The sequence below is a fragment of the Mediterraneibacter sp. genome (assembly GCF_030825015.1).
Classification (GTDB): Bacteria; Bacillota; Clostridia; order Lachnospirales; family Lachnospiraceae; genus Mediterraneibacter.
Genome location: NZ_JAPJQP010000001.1, coordinates 34,317 through 52,000 on the forward strand (window position 1 = coordinate 34,317; position 17,684 = coordinate 52,000).

Genomic DNA, 17,684 nt, shown 5'->3' on the forward strand with positions numbered 1-17,684 from the left:
TGTTTTTTCGGGATGAAAAAGTGAAAGAAAGAAGCAGCATTGCTTCGCGAGCAGATAAGAAAAGGATCTGCTTACGAAAGGCAATGCTGCTTTTGTCAGAAATACCGGATAAAAATGTTTAGTACAAGAGATAACTGAAACAATCTTTCTCTTTTTTAAATGTTACGTCGGCATAATCGCGGGAGTCTCCGGTATGGTCGAGAAATTCGGGGTTATTGAGGTGAAGATGTTCTGCAATAAGTCGGAAATCCTCAGGCGCGGTGACTGTGAACATGGATGTTGCGTCTTTTTCATCTGATGGGTCATAAGTATCTGCATTAGGATCGGAATTGTTTTCGTCTTTGGCAGAAGAAAGGGATGCCAGAAGATTGTCCCATTTGTTTGCCTCCATCGAGTCTCCGCTTAAATATAAGGTGATCGTGTCAATATCTTCTGCGCTGATAAGTCTTTTTGGTTTATATCCGTATTTTTCCAAACAGGAGAGGGTGTTGTCATAGTTTTCATAAATATACAGTGCACCGACAGAGATCGTCTGGTAATGAGCTCCGTTTTCAGGTGACGTGACCGGATAGTTGACATCTATTGCGGTTTTCCATGACTGTGCTCCGTTTACCGATGAATGAAATGGAAGATCGGTATTTTTCGCCTTGTGAGGATCGTAGTGAATGGTAAGAGTCAATTCTCCGATCGGAGTTTCGCTCTCCAGTTTTCGGATATCTGCACTCAAGACGTCTTTTTCATAGGCGGTCAGAAGTTCCGTTCTTTGTTCAGGTGTCAGAAGCAACTCTTCGGAAGACATATAGATATCTTGAACCGCGATAGAAGATACCGTTTCTTTCCCGACATGGAAGATCGGGAAAAGTTCCCGTCGGTAAGTCTCCTTTTCGCAGAGTTGTGTGATTGTTTCAAGTGTTTCAGCATAGGAGACGCAGTAGTTCCGATAAATTTTCTTTCCGCTTTCCAGTTCGAAGCAAAATCCGGCACACAGATAATCATCGGAATCTTCAGACGTTCGAAGCAGCGCTTCATCGGAGTAGAGCGTACTTGGAGTAATGCCTTTTTTAACATTTTTGATTCCTGACTGCGCCAGTTCATATGCAATATCAATGTCATCGGAAAGAATGAATTCTTCTTTGTCAGCTGCTGAAGTATAGTCTTCGGGATACCAAAAATAGGAAGCAAATGAATCCGGGAGAACCCCGATCCGAGCAATCTTTTCCTCTTTTGGGAGATAAGTGTCATACCCGAATATGTCAAAATGGAAAACTGCAAGCAGGACGGCTACGAATCCGATGGCGATTGCAGAAGAAAGCCATCCTTTCAAAAGCATTTTCAAATCCTGACAGTAAATAAATTCAATCAGTCCGCACAACAGGATAATGGAGATCATGCTCAGGATGATGATCCATTTAGTGCCGGAAGTTCCGATAAACGAACTGGCAAGAAGGCTGGCAAACACGGCGGCAGGAATACTGATCAGCACTTTGAATACAGGAGCTGTAAGGTTGAAAGCAAGGGCGTTTCCGGCGGCTTCCGAAGGGTAAAAACGGTACAGCACGATCGAAGCGGCAAAAAGAACGATGATTAAAACAAGGGCGGCGCCGATCATGGGAATATTGAGATAGGAAGCGTTTCGTTCAAGCAGACGGATGAACAATGGAAACGGAGAAAAATATTCCGCAAGTTTTACAGATAACGTGCTGTAGGTGTTAAATGTTGTTTGGAAAAAAGCGTCCTGCAGTGAAGGCAGCAGCGTCAATACAAGGCTTGGATAGACGCCGATGACAAGTGTTCCGAGGAACATCGTTACGTTTTGTCCGGTCAGCATTCCTGCAAAAATACATGTGTGATAGATCAGGAGGAATCCGAGGATACCTACTCCCATTGACAGAAAACATTCTGCGGCAAGAGACGGGGTCATAATTCCTTTTCCGGCGCCTACAAGGATCGTCAGCACAGTACATATTACATAAGGAACGAGAAAAAGGAAAAGTCCTGACAGATAAGAGATCCCGAACAACTGATGGCGCTTTAGTGGAAGTCCGTGATAAAAATCAAGCTTTTCTTTTTTATGCATGAATTGAAATCCGCTTATTCCAATCGTTACTCCGAGAATTCCGATCAGTATGATGAGAAAAGCGGAATTATATCCACTGATGAATCCGGAAAATGTATCCGCGAATTCTTTTGATATTTCCGGAAGATCGGGATAGCTGTCAAGGTAGATCAGTGTGTAAACAGGCATTGACAGAAAGAACAGGACGCCGGAAAGGGCGGCAAGCCATCCTCTGTGACGTATGTCCTCCCAAATAAGTTTAATATAAGAAATCTTTGATATCATAACCGGCTGCCTCCGTTTCGCTTATAAATATTTCTTCGAGTGTGAGCGGAAGGACTTCCGCAAAAACAGGATCATAAGTCTGTACAGCAGAAAGAATTTCTGATTGATTTCCGCGAAGAGTGAGCGTCAGTAAAGAACCGGAGCGCTCCATCTTCAGTATTTTTATGGAAGACAGAAACTGCTGTTCCTTATGTGAGTCTTGGATGACACATTGCAGTTTGCAGACAGAGTATTTCATCTGATCTAAACTTTGGGTAAGCAGAAGTTTTCCCTGATGCAAAAGTCCGATGCTGTCACAGAAATCTTCGAGCTCCCGCAGATTATGTGAAGAGATGATCGGTGTGAAATCCCGATTCAATATCTCTGCGGCAAACAGGCTTTTAACAGCCTGACGGACAACCGGATCCAGTCCGTCGAATGTCTCGTCACAAAGGAGATATTTTGTTCCGGTACAAAGACCGAGCAAAATCGATACTTGTTTTTTCATTCCTTTTGAAAAGCTGCTGATCTTTCTTTTTGGGTTGAGATTAAATTTTTTTGTAAGAGAGTCAAACAGTTTTCTGTTAAATGACGGGTAACAGAGCATGTAGTAATTTCGCATTTGTTCGATATCTGCATTCGGAAAAAAGTAAGGTGTGTCCGATAGAAAGCAGACTTGTGATTTTACGGAAGGGTTCTCGAAAACAGGCTGTCCGTCAATGAGAACTTCCCCTTCGTTTGGTTTGAGAATACCGGATATCATACGCAGGAGCGTACTTTTTCCGGCCCCGTTTGATCCGATGAGTCCGAACACCATTCCGTCCTGAATAGAGGTTGTGACGTGATCGGAAGCGTGGATCATCCGAAATGTTTTGTCAAGATTCTTCAACTCGATCATGAGAGTTCTCCTTTCGATAGATCTGGTCAATAAGATGAGTAAAGTCTGCGCGTTTGATTCCCAGTTCTTTTCCATTCTTAATGAGGCGGACGGTATTTTCCAAAAGTTCTTTTTTTGTCTGTTCAATGAGTTCTGTCGTGTCAGAAACGAAATTTCCCCGTCCTTTTACAGGATAAATATAGTGCTCCTGCTCTAATAATGCGTACGCTTTCTGTATCGTGTTCGGATTGATTGAAAGCTCTATGGCAAGGGAGCGAACGGAAGGCATCTGCGAATCGGGCGGAAGTACGCCTTTTAAAATAAGAGTTTGAAATCTTTTTGCAATCTGTTCATATAACGGCAGTTTGCTTTGATAGTCAATGGAGATCATATTTGTTCCTTCCTTTAAAATGAGTGTATTAAGTGTATTACGATATATAGTACACTTATCGTATCATGAATTTTGCATAATGTCTATATGAAAAAGAAAAATAAGAGAGAAATATGGAGAGATAAAGAATGTAAATCTTGTGTAATGAAACGAATAGTGCTATGATAAGTCTGCTCGGCAAGCAAGCCGGCAATGAACAAATTTATCATTTATTTTCAGGAAAGGAATAAAAGTGTGACCTATAAAGAAGCAAGGGTATATTTGGATGAGTTGTCCAAATACGGAAGTGTACTTGGCTTAGATACAATTCGAGGTCTGCTGCGTGAACTTGGTAATCCCCAGGATCGGCTGAGGTTCATACATATCGCAGGAACGAATGGAAAAGGATCTGTGCTCGCTTACACTTCTACAATATTAAGTGAAGCAGGATACCGGATCGGGCGTTATGTATCACCGACAGTCGTTTCATATCGTGAGCGGATACAAGTTGACGGAGATATGATATCGAAGCATAGTTTTGCAGAAGAGACAGAAAAAGTTCAAGATGCTATCGTTCGGTTAAAAGAAGCGAAAGAACCGCTTCCGACAGTCTTTGAGGCTGAGACGGCGATAGCTTTTTTGTATTTTGAAAAGAAAAAATGTGACTTTGTTGTTTTGGAATCGGGGTTGGGAGGCAAAGAAGATGCGACCAATATTGTGAAAAATACAGTTTGTGCCGTGTTTTCTTCGATCAGTATGGATCATGTCGGGATCATCGGCAATACACTCTCTGAGATTGCGGAAACTAAAGCCGGGATCATGAAACCGGGATGTACGGTAGTGTCGGCGCCGCAAAAATCTGAAGTGCGGATTGTTTTGGAACGAAAAGCAAAGGAACTTGGATGCCCGCTCTTTTATGCAGAGCCGGAAAAAGCTGTTATCTTAGAAGAAGATTACCGCGGTATGAGGTTTTCTTATAAAAGTACCGAAAATATACAGATCCGTCTGTCAGGAACTTATCAGCTGATCAATGCAGTTACTGCGTGGGAGACCGTACATGTTCTGAAACAGTCAGAAGAGAAGCCGTTTTGGCAGAAGGAACAAGACTGGGAACAGTCGGTGAAGACAGGTTTTTTGAAAACAGAATGGTTCGGAAGATTTACCAATATTTCAGAACGTCCGATCGTTCTTGTGGACGGCGCTCATAATGAGGATGCGGCAAAAAGGCTGGCGGAATCGGTACGGACGTATTTCCCGGGAAAGAAACTGATCTATATTATGGGCGTTTTTCGGGATAAAGAATATGATAAGATCATTCGGAGCATGATCCCTTATGCAAGATGTGTGTATGCAGTGGATCTTCCCAATACGGAACGGACCTTAAGTGCACAGAAACTAAAAGAAGCCGTTTTGGCAGAATCAAAAGATGTGCCGGTATATGCAGTCGGACAGATCCGACAGGCGGTGAAAAAAGCGCTTCGGGATGCGGGGGAAGACGATATTATTCTTGCATTCGGATCTCTGTCTTATTTAGGGCAGGTAAAAGAAGCGGTTTACAAAGAGCAGACGGAGCAAAAAAGGCATTTAATAGAAGATGAAGGATGAAAAAATGATAGATCAGGAGAAAGTAAAAGAAGCAGTCAGATTATTATTGGAAGGAATCGGAGAGGATGTCGGAAGGGAAGGGCTGATTGATACGCCGGATCGGATCGCCAGAATGTGTGAGGAAATATACGGCGGGTACGAAGAAGATGCAAAACACCATTTAAGGAAAACGTTTCATGCGCAAAACAGCGAGATGGTTGTGGAAAAGGATATTACTTTTTATTCTATGTGTGAGCATCATCTTCTCCCTTTTTATGGGAAAGCTCATATTGCGTATCTTCCGGATGGGAAAGTCGTAGGTCTTAGTAAACTGGCTAGAACTGTAGAAGTGTTTGCAAGAAGACTCCAGCTTCAGGAACAGCTCACAGGGCAGATTGCAGATGCACTGATGGAAGAGATCGCGCCGAAAGGGGCGGCAGTTATTATTGAAGCGGAGCATATGTGTATGACGATGCGGGGAATAAAGAAACCGGGAAGTAAGACCGTGACGATTGCAAAAAGAGGAGCGTTTCAGACAGATCCTCTTTTGGAAGAACGTTTTTTCAGAATGCTTGAAAGAGGCTAGATCAGACAGATGAAAGAAAAGGACTGCCGGAGGAAAAGATAAAAGATATGGAAAGAGTAAATGCGGTGATGAGTCATCCGTTATATAAAGAATATTACAGCAGGCTGGAAAAGGCGGAAAAAGACCGGATTTTTTGCAGACATCAGATGTCTCATCTTCTTGATGTGGCAAGGATCGCGTATATTCTTAATTTGGAAAATGCAGACGGATTTCGAAAAGATGTGATTTATGCGGCGGCAGTACTGCATGATATAGGAAAGTCTCTTCAGTATGAGGAAGGGATTCCCCATGAGATCGCCGGAGAGGAGATCGCCGGAAAGATCCTGGCAGAACTTCCGAAGGAAATCACTTTTTCTGAAGAAGAGAAGACAGAGATCATCGCCGCGGTGCGCGGACATCGGCGGCTTCGAAAAAATGCAGGAAGATTGGAACAGCTTCTGTATGAAGCGGATAAGGCGTCCAGGGTATGTTTTGCCTGTCCGGCACAGAGGGAATGTAACTGGGAAAAAGAAAAGAAAAATATGGAGATAAAAATATGATCATAGGCGGAAAAGAATTTGACACAGAACATAATACATATCTTATGGGGATTTTGAATGTGACCCCTGATTCCTTCTCGGATGGAGGTCGTTTTGATAAGATGGATGCGGCGTTATCTCATGCAGAGCAGATGGTGAGAGAGGGCGCGCATATTTTGGACGTAGGCGGGGAATCAACCCGTCCCGGTCATGTTCAAATTACAGATGAGGAAGAGATCGGCAGGGTCGTTCCGGTTATTGAGAAACTGAAGAGGGAATTTGATGTTCCTGTTTCTGTTGATACATATAAAAGTGCGGTGGCAGAGGCGGCGATTCGTGCCGGAGCCGATCTTGTAAATGATATATGGGGATTGAAATATGATGAAAAAATGGCGGGCGTTATTGCTGCAAATCAAGTTGCGTGCTGCCTGATGCATAACCGGACGGAGGCGTCATACAACAGGTTTCTTCCTGATTTTATGGAAGATATGAGAGAGTGTGTTAAAATTGCAGAACGGGCAGGGATCTCTCGGGATCAGATGATTCTTGATCCCGGAGTCGGCTTTGGAAAGACATATGAAATGAATTTGGAGATCATACAGAAGCTGGAGGTGATGCATGAATTGCATCTTCCGATCCTTCTTGGAACGTCCCGGAAATCCGTGATCGGTCTTACACTGGATCTTCCGGCAGACGAGCGGGAAGAAGGAACGGCAGTGACGACGGTCTATGCAGTACAGAAGCGATGTGCATTTGTACGCGTTCATGATGTGGAAAAAAATAAAAGGGCAATTCTTATGACGCAGGCGATCATGCGGGAACATGAAGTATAATCAGGACTGTAAAACAGGCAAGCGAAGCTGTCGGGCTGACTGCTTCGCTTGCGTGCAGTTTAGATAAAGGAAGGTTTGACGTACAGGAGAATGTGCAGCGGAGAGGAAGAAAGATAGAAAATGAGAAAAAAATATGATGAAATTAGAATAGAAGATCTGGAAGTGTTTGCAAATCACGGTGTGTTTCCGGAAGAAAATGTGCTGGGACAAAAATTTTTGGTTTCGGCAGTTCTTTATACAGACACACGAAGAGCCGGGCTTGCAGATGATCTGACCGCATCCATTCATTACGGAGAAGTGAGCGCTTTTATAGATCGCTATTTGCGGGAACATACCTTTCAGCTTTTGGAACGGGCGGCGGAAAGCCTTGCAGAAGAACTTCTGCTGGATACGGCCGGACTTCAGAAGATCCGGCTGGAGATTAAAAAACCGTGGGCGCCTGTACGGCTTCCGCTGAAAACGGTCAGCGTTTCGATCGAGCGTGGATGGCATACGGCATATATTGCGCTTGGTTCTAACATCGGAGATAAAGAAAAATATATTGCCGATGCAGTAAAAGCATTGGATGGGATAAAAGGCTGCCGTGTTGAAAAAGTTTCTGCTCTGATTGAGACGCCTCCGTACGGAGTGACGGATCAAGATGATTTTCTGAATGGATGTCTGAAATTAAAAACACTGCTTTATCCTGAGGAACTTTTGAAAGAGTTAAACAAAATTGAAAAAGCGGCGGGCAGGGAGAGAAAGATCCACTGGGGACCGAGAACGCTTGATCTGGATATTATTTTATATGATGATCTTGTGTGCCAGGAGGATCATTTATGTATCCCTCATGTAGAAATGCATAAAAGGGAGTTCGTGCTCCGTCCACTGACGGAGATTGCACCGTATGTCCGTCATCCATTGTACGGAAAGACTGTAACGGAAATGTTGGAAACCTTACAGAGGAATGTCGAAAAATAGAGCAGAAACTTCGGGCTGCTGCGGCATTTTTTGGAAGAAAAAGACGTCGTCAGTAATCATACCGATTATAAGTGAATTGTATGAAAAAGGTCGTACAAAGCCTTTCATAGAAAAATCTTGATTTTTATTATCTTCTATGCTATTCTGAACTGTGTCGTGTTAAAGCACGAAAGAGAAAACTCAGGAGAGTCTCTTTGCTGTCTGTGGTGAGGGCGGCGAAAGAGCGCCGAAGGTGTAAGCGGCGGATTCGGCTTTTGATAGCGAATGCTGCGAGTCTCTCAGGCAAAAGGATGGAGGTATAAAGGAATGTTAGAGCAAATCGACCAAATCATTAAGGTGATCGACGAGGCAGTGTGGGGACTGCCATTGATCATTCTGATCCTGTTTACAGGATTTCTTCTCACAACCCGGCTGGGTCTTTTACAAATAAGACATCTCGGGAAAGCACTAAAATTTATGTTTCAAAATGAAGAGGATGGACATGGTGAAGTGACCAGTTTCGGAGCGCTTTGTACAGCGTTATCGGCAACGATCGGAACCGGAAACATCACAGGAGTTGCAACCGCATTGGCGGCAGGCGGTCCGGGAGCGCTGTTTTGGATGGTTATCGCGGCGTTTTTCGGAATGGCGACAAAATATGCGGAAGGCCTTTTGGCGATCAAATATCGCACGATCGACAAAGACGGGCATGTCCTCGGAGGACCGTTCTATTATATTGAAAACGGAATGGGTAAGAACTGGAGATGGCTGGCTAAGGTTTTTGCATTTTTCGGAGCCGGTGTAGGTCTCTTTGGTATCGGTACGTTTACGCAGGTAAACAGTATCTCGTCAGCAGTAAAAAACTTTTTTGATCCGAAATCGGCAAATGTTGTTTTTTCTGCTTTTGGTCATGATTATACAATGGCTACGGTTGTGACAGGACTGATCCTGACGCTTTGTGTCGGACTTGTCGTGATCGGCGGCATTAAGAGAATCGCAAAAGTGTCGGAAGTTGTTGTTCCGTTTATGGCGGTGCTTTATGTGGCGCTTGGTGCGATTATCATTATTACAAATATTACGGCTGTTCCGGCAGCGCTTGTTTCGATTGTAAAATCAGCGTTCACAGGCAGTGCGCTGGCAGGCGGTGCGATGGGAACGATGGTTGTTGCGATGCAGAAAGGGATTGCGCGCGGGATCTTCTCGAATGAATCAGGACTTGGAAGCGCGCCGATCGCAGCGGCAGCGGCAAGGACGAAAGAACCGGTTCGTCAGGGACTTGTTTCTATGACGGGAACATTTATTGACACAATCGTAATCTGTACGATGACAGGTCTTTCTATCGTGATTGCGGGTACTTGGATGAATCCGGAACTTGAAGGCGTTGAAATTACGGTGGCTGCATTCCAAAAAGGATTGCCATTCCCTCCGGTTGTGGCTTCGTTTGCCTTGATGCTCTGCCTTGTGTTCTTTGCATTTACGACAATACTTGGCTGGAACTATTACGGTGAGAGATGTATCGAATATCTCTTTAACAGAAATCAATCTGTAGTGAAAGGATATCGCTGGCTCTATATCCTTGCAGTATTTATCGGACCGTATATGACAGTTGCGGCTGTCTGGAATATCGCGGATATCTTTAACGCGTTGATGGCATTTCCGAATCTGATCGCTCTTTTGGCGCTGAGCGGAGTTGTCGTGAGCGAAACGAAAGACTATTTCGCAAGACAGAAGAAGGCAAAGTAAAGAAAAGAATGAAATTGTAAACGAAAAAGAAAAGTCTGTACTTATCAATTAGATAGGGCAGGCTTTTTTTGCTGGCGACCATTTCCGGTAATTTCTTCGTTTTGTGTACTTCATAAGAAAATGGGTAAAGTGACAGATAATTTTATCTGTGGTGTTTATTTGTGTAAAAGGAAACGGAAATATTCCTATAAAAACGACAATCTTTCGTAAAAATACAGTTGTTCTGAAAATACATTATCATGTGTTTTGGGGATTGCATTATACTATATTTTGTATTAGAATAGGATTTAGACAGCGCGGAACATGAAAGCCGTGTGATGCGAGATATGAGGCAAACTTTCCGCAAAACATCCGCAGGAGCAGAGAAGCGGAATGCATATGAAAAAAAAGATAGATGAGGAGAGGCAGAATATGAAGATTATCAAGAGAAATGGAGCAGAAGAAGTATTTGACATTAAGAAGATTGTCGTTGCTGTGACGAAAGCGGATTCTTCTTCAGAAGGAAGAAGCCTGACAGATTCTCAGATCGAAGATATCGCAGAATTTGTTGAATTTAAGTGTAATAAGCTGAACCGTGCAGTTTCCGTTGAGGAGATACAGGATCTTGTGGAAGATCAGATCATGGCGACAGGCGCGTTTGAGCTGGCAAGAAGATATGTGAGATATCGCTATAAGAGATCACTTGTGCGTAAGGCTAACACGACGGATAATAGAATCCTTTCCCTGATCGAATGCAACAATGAAGATGTAAAACAGGAAAATTCTAATAAGAATCCGGCGGTTAACAGTGTACAGCGCGATTATATGGCCGGAGAGGTGAGCCGTGACCTGACACAGAGAATGCTTCTCCCGGAAGATATCGTGGAGGCAGATAAAGAAGGGATCATTCATTTTCATGATTCGGATTATTATGCGCAGCATATGCATAACTGTGATCTTGTGAATTTGGAAGATATGCTTCAGAACGGAACAGTTATCAGCGGAACAATGATTGAAAAGCCGCATAGTTTCTCTACGGCATGTAATATTGCAACGCAGATTATTGCACAGGTGGCAAGCAATCAGTATGGCGGACAGAGCATTTCCCTCGCGCATCTTGCACCGTTCGTTCAGGTGTCAAGAGACAAGATCCGCACAGAAGTTCTTCAGGAGATGGAGATGGTAGGAATTGATTATCCGAAGCAGGTGCTCAACGATATCGTGGAAGGACGTCTGAAAAAAGAGATTATAAAAGGAGTGCAGACGATCGAATATCAGGTGATCACTCTGATGACGACAAACGGTCAGGCTCCGTTCCTTACAGTATTTATGTATCTTAATGAAGCGAAAAACGAGCAGGAGAAAAAAGATCTTGCAATGATCATTGAAGAGACATTAAAACAGCGCTACAAAGGTGTGAAAAACGAGGCCGGCGTATGGGTGACACCGGCGTTCCCGAAACTGATCTATGTGTTGGAAGAGGACAACATCGAAGAGGGCGCTCCGTATTTCTATCTGACAGAACTTGCGGCAAAATGTACGTCGAAACGTCTTGTCCCGGATTATATTTCCGAGAAGAAGATGAAAGAACTCAAAGAAGGCAACTGCTTCCCTGTTATGGGATGCCGCAGCGCGCTTAGTCCATGGAAAGATGAAAACGGAAACTATAAGTTCTACGGACGTTTCAATCAGGGTGTTGTGACGATCAACCTTGTAGATGTAGCTCTGTCTTCAGGCGGAGATGAGGATAAATTCTGGAGGATATTTGATGAGAGGCTGGATCTTTGCTACCGTGCATTGATGTGCAGACATAACCGTCTGAAAGGAACTCTTTCTGACGCGGCTCCGATCTTGTGGCAGTTTGGCGCTTTGGCTCGTCTGAAAAAGGGAGAGACGATCGATAAGTTACTTTACGGCGGATATTCTACGATTTCTCTCGGATATGCAGGTTTGTATGAGTGTGTGAAATATATGACAGGAAAATCCCATACGGATCCGTCTGCAACACAGTTTGCTCTTGATGTAATGAAGTATATGAATCAGGCTTGTGACAGATGGAAAGCAGAGACGAACATTGGTTTTAGCATTTATGGTTCTCCGATCGAGAGTACGACATACAAATTCGCAAAATGCCTTCAGAAAAGATTCGGTCTTGTTCCGGGTGTGACAGATAAAAGCTATATTACAAACAGTTATCATGTAAACGTATGCGAGCCGATCGACGCCTTCGATAAACTGAGATTTGAATCCCAGTTCCAGGCGCTTTCCACAGGCGGAGCGATCAGTTATGTAGAAGTGCCGAATATGCAGGATAACATTCCGGCTGTTCTTCAGGTGATCCGTTTTATCTATGATAATATCATGTATGCGGAACTGAATACGAAGAGTGACTACTGCCAGGAATGTGGATTTGACGGAGAGATCCAGATCGTGACATCTGAGGACGGAAAGCTTGAGTGGGAATGCCCGCATTGCGGAAACCGCAATCAGGATACGCTGAATGTTGCAAGACGTACATGCGGTTATATCGGAACACAGTTTTGGAATCAGGGAAGAACGCAGGAGATTAAAGAAAGGGTGCTTCACCTGTAGAAGGCTGGGCAAGAAACAAAGAGGGATAAATGAATCAACAGAAACAGGATGCCCTGCTTGGTATCCTGTTTCTTGGTATGACGACCGCTTACAATCCCAAAAGGCGTCTTTTGGCACTTCCGGTGATTGGCAATGGCGGATATGGATATCAAAGGGATAAGAGTGTAGAGGAAAGGTGTGAGTTCAGGTGTATTACGGAGAAATAAAAAAGTGTGATATTGCAAATGGGGAAGGCGTGAGAGTCTCGTTGTTTGTTTCAGGATGTACGCATCATTGTCCGGGGTGTTTCAACGCAGATACGTGGAATTTTAAATACGGAAGCGAATATACAGAGCGTACCGAAGAAGAGATTTTGGATGCCCTTTCACCGGGGTATATTAATGGGCTGACTTTGCTTGGCGGCGAACCGTTTGAGCCGGAGAATCAAAAAACGCTTGTCGGACTTCTGCGCAAAGTAAGAGAAAGATACCCTGAGAAAAATATATGGTGCTACACCGGATATCTGTATGATGAGGAACTTTTAAATGACAGCCGCGCCAGATGCGAGTATACCGATGAAATGCTCTCTATGATCGATGTGCTTGTGGACGGGGAATTCGTGGAGGCGCTAAAAGATATCCGTCTTGTATTCAGAGGTTCATCAAACCAAAGGGTCATTAATGCGAAAAAAAGTCTTGAAAAAGGCGAGATTGTTATGTGGCAGCCGAAAGTAAAGAAAGGCGTGTAAAAAGAAAGTTTATTTTTGAAATTTTGATCATATTTGACCGAAAATTCACCTCTTATTTAGAAAAATTTATCAGTTGAAATATGGGCTCGGTTGTAGTATAATCTTTACAATTTGAGAACAAGGGCGCTCTGGATGAAAAGACTCCAAGAGCGCCTTTCCTGTATCAACTGTTTCGCAGAGAAGATTTTTTTCAAAAACATTTTGGAAAACGGGCGGTTGGAGGGGGAGATTGCAGGCTGAACGATCTGCCGTCAGAGTCTTAAATGAATATACGAAAGGGAAGGGTGAACAGATGAAAGCATTTCTAATATTGGAAGATGGTACGGTGTTTACAGGAACGAGCATCGGCTCAACGCGGGACTGCATCAGTGAGATTGTATTTAATACTTCGATGACAGGTTATCTTGAGGTGCTGACAGATCCCTCTTATGCGGGGCAGGCAGTTGTTATGACATATCCGCTGATCGGAAATTATGGAATCACGCCGGATATGGAGTCCGGGAGAGCATGGCCGGACGGATATATTGTGAGGGAGTTATCCCGTATGCCGAGCAATTTTCGATGTGAAGGAACGATTCAGGATTTTTTGAAAGAACAGGACATTCCGGGGATTGCGGGGATAGATACTCGTGCTCTTACAAAGCTTCTGAGGGAAAAGGGTACGATGAACGGAATGATCACAACGAACGAGTCCTATGATCTGGAAGAAATCCTTCCGAAACTTAAGGCATATACAGTCGGGGACGTCGTATCAAAAGTAACGTGCAAAGAGAAATATGTTGTTGAAGGGGCCGGGAAGAAAGTTGCGCTTCTTGATTTTGGGGCAAAAAATAATATCGTGAAGTCGTTAAATGACAGAGGATGCGAAGTAACTGTTTATCCTGCCGATACATCTGCGGAAGAGATTATCGCATCAAAACCGGATGGGATCATGTTGTCTAACGGACCGGGAGATCCGTCTGATTGTACTTCTATTATAGAGGAGATCAGAAAATTATATGAGACGGATATTCCGATTTTTGCCATCTGTCTCGGACATCAGCTTATGGCTCTTGCAACAGGTGCAAAGACACATAAACTGAAATACGGACATCGGGGAGGCAATCACCCGGTTAAAGATTTAAGTACAGGAAGGGTTTATATTTCATCTCAAAATCACGGATATGTTGTAGACGAGGGCAGTTTAGATGAAAATACGGCAGTTCCGGCATTTGTTAATGTAAATGACGGAACAAACGAAGGGTTGTCCTATGTGGGAAAACAGATTTTTACGGTACAGTTTCATCCCGAAGCATGTCCGGGACCACAGGATTCCAATTTCTTATTTGACAGGTTTGTTGATATGATGAAAGGAGCGAAATAATGCCTAGAGATTTTAGTATCAAAAAAGTATTAGTCATAGGTTCGGGCCCGATCGTGATCGGACAGGCGGCGGAGTTTGATTACGCAGGTACGCAGGCATGCCGTTCGCTGAAAGAAGAAGGGATCGAAGTAGTTCTTCTTAATTCCAATCCTGCCACGATCATGACAGATAAAGACATCGCAAACCGTGTATATATCGAACCGCTTACAGTAGAAGTAGTAGAACAGCTTATCCAAAAGGAAAAACCGGACAGTGTTTTGCCGACGCTTGGTGGTCAGGCAGGATTAAATCTTGCGATGGAACTGGAAGAAGCCGGATTTTTAAAAGAAAACGGTGTACGTCTGATCGGAACAACTTCAGAAACGATTCGAAAAGCGGAAGATCGTTTGGAATTTAAAGCGACGATGGAGAAAATCGGAGAGCCTGTCGCGGCATCTCTTGTTGTAGAAAATGTAGAAGACGGACTTGCCTTTGCAAATGAGATCGGCTACCCGGTTGTGCTTCGTCCTGCTTATACACTCGGAGGAAGCGGCGGCGGTATTGCGCACGATTCGCACCAGTTGATTGAGATCCTTGAGAATGGTCTCAGACTTTCCCGTGTGGGACAGGTTCTTGTAGAACGTTGCATCGCAGGCTGGAAGGAAATTGAATACGAGGTGATGCGTGACAGCAAAGGGAACTGTATTACAGTATGTAATATGGAAAACATCGATCCTGTAGGCGTCCATACAGGAGACAGTATCGTAGTTGCGCCGTCGCAGACACTTGGTGATAAAGAATATCAGATGCTTCGGACTTCTGCTTTGAATATTATCAGTGAGCTGAATATTACAGGAGGATGTAATGTGCAGTATGCGCTTCATCCGGAGACTTTTGAGTATTGTGTGATTGAAGTGAACCCGCGAGTGAGCCGTTCTTCTGCGCTTGCGTCCAAAGCGACCGGATATCCGATTGCAAAAGTAGCTGCAAAGATTGCTCTTGGATATACGCTTGATGAGATTAAAAATGCGATTACACAGAAGACGTACGCAAGTTTTGAGCCAATGCTCGATTATGTGGTTGTGAAGCTTCCCCGTCTTCCGTTTGACAAATTTATCAGCGCGAAACGTACTCTGACAACGCAGATGAAAGCAACCGGAGAAGTTATGAGCATATGCAGCAGTTTTGAGGGCGCGCTTATGAAAGCAATCCGTTCGCTGGAGCAGCATGTGGACAGCCTGATGTCGTATGATTTTACGAAACTTTCAAAAGAAGAACTTTTGGAACAGCTTGCAGTCGTAGATGACATGAGGATGTGGAGAATCGCGGAAGCTCTTAGAAGGGGAATCGATTATGATACAATCCATGCCATTACGAAGGTAGATAAGTGGTTTATTGATAAATTTGCGATTATCACAGAGATGGAAGAAGCTTTGAAGACGCAGGAACTGACAGTTGAGTTGTTGAAAGAAGCGAAGAGGATAGAGTTTCCTGATAGTGTGATTGCTCGTCTGACCGGAAAAAGTGAGCGAAACATTCATGATATGCGTCATGAAAACGGAATTGTTGCGGCGTATAAGATTGTCGATACATGTGCAGCGGAATTCGCAGCAGAAACGCCGTATTATTATTCTGTTTTCGGCGGCGAAAATGAAGTGGAAAAAACAGACCGGAAAAAGAAGGTGCTTGTTCTTGGTTCCGGTCCGATCCGAATCGGACAGGGAATCGAATTTGATTTTTGTTCTGTGCACTGTACATGGGCGTTTGCAAAAGAAGGATACGAGACAATCATTGTAAATAATAATCCGGAGACGGTAAGTACCGATTTTGATATTGCAGATAAACTGTATTTCGAACCTCTTACACCGGAAGATGTGGAAAGCATTGTAGATATTGAGAAACCGGACGGGGCGGTTGTGCAGTTCGGCGGACAGACAGCGATCAAACTGACGGAAGCGCTCATGAAAATGGGAGTTCCGATCCTTGGAACTTCCGCAGAAAATGTTGACAAAGCAGAAGACAGAGAATTGTTTGACGAGATCCTTGAGGAGTGCGAAATTCCGCGTCCTACAGGGGGAACAGTGTTCACGGCAGAAGAAGCGAAAGAAGTGGCAAATAAACTCGGCTATCCGGTTCTTGTCCGTCCTTCCTATGTTCTCGGAGGACAGGGAATGCAGATCGCGATCAATGATGACGATATTGATGAATTTATCGGTATTATCAACCGAATCGCGCAGGATCACCCGATCCTTGTAGACAAATACCTTCAGGGAAAAGAGATTGAAGTTGACGCAGTATGTGACGGAACGGATATTTTGATTCCGGGTATTATGGAACATATCGAGCGCGCGGGAATTCATTCAGGAGACAGTATTTCTGTCTATCCGGCACAAAGTCTGACAGAAGGTGCGAAAGCAAAAATTGCAGAATATACGAGAAGACTTGCAAAATTACTGCACGTTATAGGGATGATCAATATTCAGTTTATCGTCTGCGGCGAAGAGGACGTCTATGTAATCGAAGTGAATCCTCGTTCCAGCCGTACGGTTCCGTATATCAGTAAAGTGACAGGAATTCCGATCGTTCCTCTGGCAACGCAGGTGATTATCGGAAAGAAAATAAAAGAACTTGGATATACGCCGGGACTCCAGTCTGAAGCGGATTATGTGGCGGTCAAAATGCCGGTATTCTCCTTTGAAAAGATACGCGGCGCAGATATCAGCTTAGGACCGGAGATGAAATCTACAGGGGAGTGCCTTGGAATTGCGAAGACGTTTGATGAAGCTTTGTATAAGGCGTTTATCGGGGCGGGAATCAGACTTCCGAAATTCAAAAATATGATTATGACTGTTCGGGATGAAGATCAGAAAGACGCTGCCGAGATTGCCCGCAGATTCGAGGCGATCGGATATCACATTTTTGCTACGTCAGGAACTGCCCGTACATTGAACGAGGCAGGAGTAAGAGCAACCACGGTCCGCAAGATCGAACAGGAGTCTCCGAACCTTCTTGATCTGATCCTCGGTCATAAGATCGATCTTGTGATCGATATTCCGGCTCAGGGAGCAGAACATTCCAAAGATGGATTTGTAATCCGCAGAAATGCCATTGAAACAGGAGTGAATGTCCTTACGGCGATCGATACGGCACAGGCGTTGATCACAAGTCTTGAAAATACAGATATTAAGAAACTTACTCTGATTGATATTGCAGCCCTGTAGTGAAGGCTGTAATATGTAAATTGCAGCAGAAGAAAGGATTGCAGCGGGAGAAA

The 17,684-nt window shown here is 44.0% G+C and carries 14 protein-coding genes and 1 riboswitch; of the genes, 11 read left to right on the top strand and 3 right to left on the bottom strand.

The genetic code is table 11. From position 1 onward, the window contains the following. Positions 1 to 118 precede the first annotated feature (118 nt). The 3 genes from RCH61_RS00165 to RCH61_RS00175 are packed head-to-tail and all read right to left on the bottom strand — an operon-like array spanning position 119 to position 3,588. Positions 119 to 2,341: a DUF6449 domain-containing protein gene (locus RCH61_RS00165; RefSeq protein ID WP_306479513.1), complete on the bottom strand. Its 2,223-nt coding sequence runs from the start codon at positions 2,339 to 2,341 to the stop codon at positions 119 to 121. Then, entirely contained in the window at positions 2,316 to 3,218 is a 903-nt protein-coding gene (locus tag RCH61_RS00170; RefSeq protein ID WP_178007239.1) for an ABC transporter ATP-binding protein, read from the bottom strand. Before RCH61_RS00170 ends, RCH61_RS00165 begins: the two co-directional genes overlap by 26 nt. Next, the gene (locus tag RCH61_RS00175; protein WP_178007241.1) at positions 3,196 to 3,588 is read right to left on the bottom strand and encodes a GntR family transcriptional regulator; all 393 of its coding nucleotides are present in this window, start codon (positions 3,586 to 3,588) and stop codon (positions 3,196 to 3,198) included. The genes RCH61_RS00170 and RCH61_RS00175 overlap by 23 nt, the downstream gene beginning before the upstream one ends. A 204-nt stretch (positions 3,589 to 3,792) precedes the next feature. On the opposite strand from RCH61_RS00175, the gene RCH61_RS00180 reads away from it, so the two are divergent. The 11 genes from RCH61_RS00180 to carB all read left to right on the top strand — a co-directional run bounded on the left by RCH61_RS00180 (position 3,793) and on the right by carB (position 17,631). Next, complete coding sequence (locus RCH61_RS00180) at positions 3,793 to 5,172, top strand: bifunctional folylpolyglutamate synthase/dihydrofolate synthase (RefSeq protein WP_306479696.1); 1,380 nt, start codon at positions 3,793 to 3,795, stop codon at positions 5,170 to 5,172. A gap of 4 nt (positions 5,173 to 5,176) precedes the next feature. Further along, positions 5,177 to 5,737: a GTP cyclohydrolase I FolE gene (folE, locus tag RCH61_RS00185; RefSeq protein WP_178007243.1), complete on the top strand. Its 561-nt coding sequence runs from the start codon at positions 5,177 to 5,179 to the stop codon at positions 5,735 to 5,737. Positions 5,738 to 5,784: 47 nt separating this feature from the next. Next, entirely contained in the window at positions 5,785 to 6,276 is a 492-nt protein-coding gene (locus RCH61_RS00190) for an HD domain-containing protein (RefSeq protein ID WP_306479514.1), read from the top strand. Next, positions 6,273 to 7,088 carry a dihydropteroate synthase gene (gene folP, locus RCH61_RS00195; protein ID WP_306479515.1) on the top strand — a complete coding sequence of 272 codons (816 nt, stop codon included), beginning with the start codon at positions 6,273 to 6,275 and terminating at the stop codon, positions 7,086 to 7,088. The genes RCH61_RS00190 and folP overlap by 4 nt, the downstream gene beginning before the upstream one ends. A 120-nt stretch (positions 7,089 to 7,208) precedes the next feature. Next, positions 7,209 to 8,048: a 2-amino-4-hydroxy-6-hydroxymethyldihydropteridine diphosphokinase gene (folK, locus tag RCH61_RS00200; RefSeq protein WP_306479516.1), complete on the top strand. Its 840-nt coding sequence runs from the start codon at positions 7,209 to 7,211 to the stop codon at positions 8,046 to 8,048. A 171-nt stretch (positions 8,049 to 8,219) separates the two neighbouring features. Beyond that, positions 8,220 to 8,352: riboswitch (glycine riboswitch) on the top strand. Positions 8,353 to 8,354: 2 nt separating this feature from the next. Next, complete coding sequence (locus tag RCH61_RS00205) at positions 8,355 to 9,770, top strand: alanine/glycine:cation symporter family protein (protein WP_178007581.1); 1,416 nt, start codon at positions 8,355 to 8,357, stop codon at positions 9,768 to 9,770. Positions 9,771 to 10,181: 411 nt separating this feature from the next. Next, the gene (nrdD, locus tag RCH61_RS00210; protein ID WP_306479517.1) at positions 10,182 to 12,341 is read left to right on the top strand and encodes an anaerobic ribonucleoside-triphosphate reductase; all 2,160 of its coding nucleotides are present in this window, start codon (positions 10,182 to 10,184) and stop codon (positions 12,339 to 12,341) included. A gap of 29 nt (positions 12,342 to 12,370) precedes the next feature. Further along, on the top strand, positions 12,371 to 12,547 hold the full coding sequence (locus RCH61_RS00215; RefSeq protein ID WP_306479518.1) for a hypothetical protein: 177 nt from the start codon (positions 12,371 to 12,373) through the stop codon (positions 12,545 to 12,547). Beyond that, entirely contained in the window at positions 12,529 to 13,068 is a 540-nt protein-coding gene (gene nrdG, locus RCH61_RS00220; protein WP_306479519.1) for an anaerobic ribonucleoside-triphosphate reductase activating protein, read from the top strand. The genes RCH61_RS00215 and nrdG overlap by 19 nt, the downstream gene beginning before the upstream one ends. A gap of 292 nt (positions 13,069 to 13,360) precedes the next feature. Beyond that, positions 13,361 to 14,431: a carbamoyl phosphate synthase small subunit gene (locus RCH61_RS00225; protein WP_178007574.1), complete on the top strand. Its 1,071-nt coding sequence runs from the start codon at positions 13,361 to 13,363 to the stop codon at positions 14,429 to 14,431. Continuing rightward, on the top strand, positions 14,431 to 17,631 hold the full coding sequence (carB, locus tag RCH61_RS00230; protein ID WP_306479520.1) for a carbamoyl-phosphate synthase large subunit: 3,201 nt from the start codon (positions 14,431 to 14,433) through the stop codon (positions 17,629 to 17,631). Before RCH61_RS00225 ends, carB begins: the two co-directional genes overlap by 1 nt. Positions 17,632 to 17,684 lie beyond the last annotated feature (53 nt).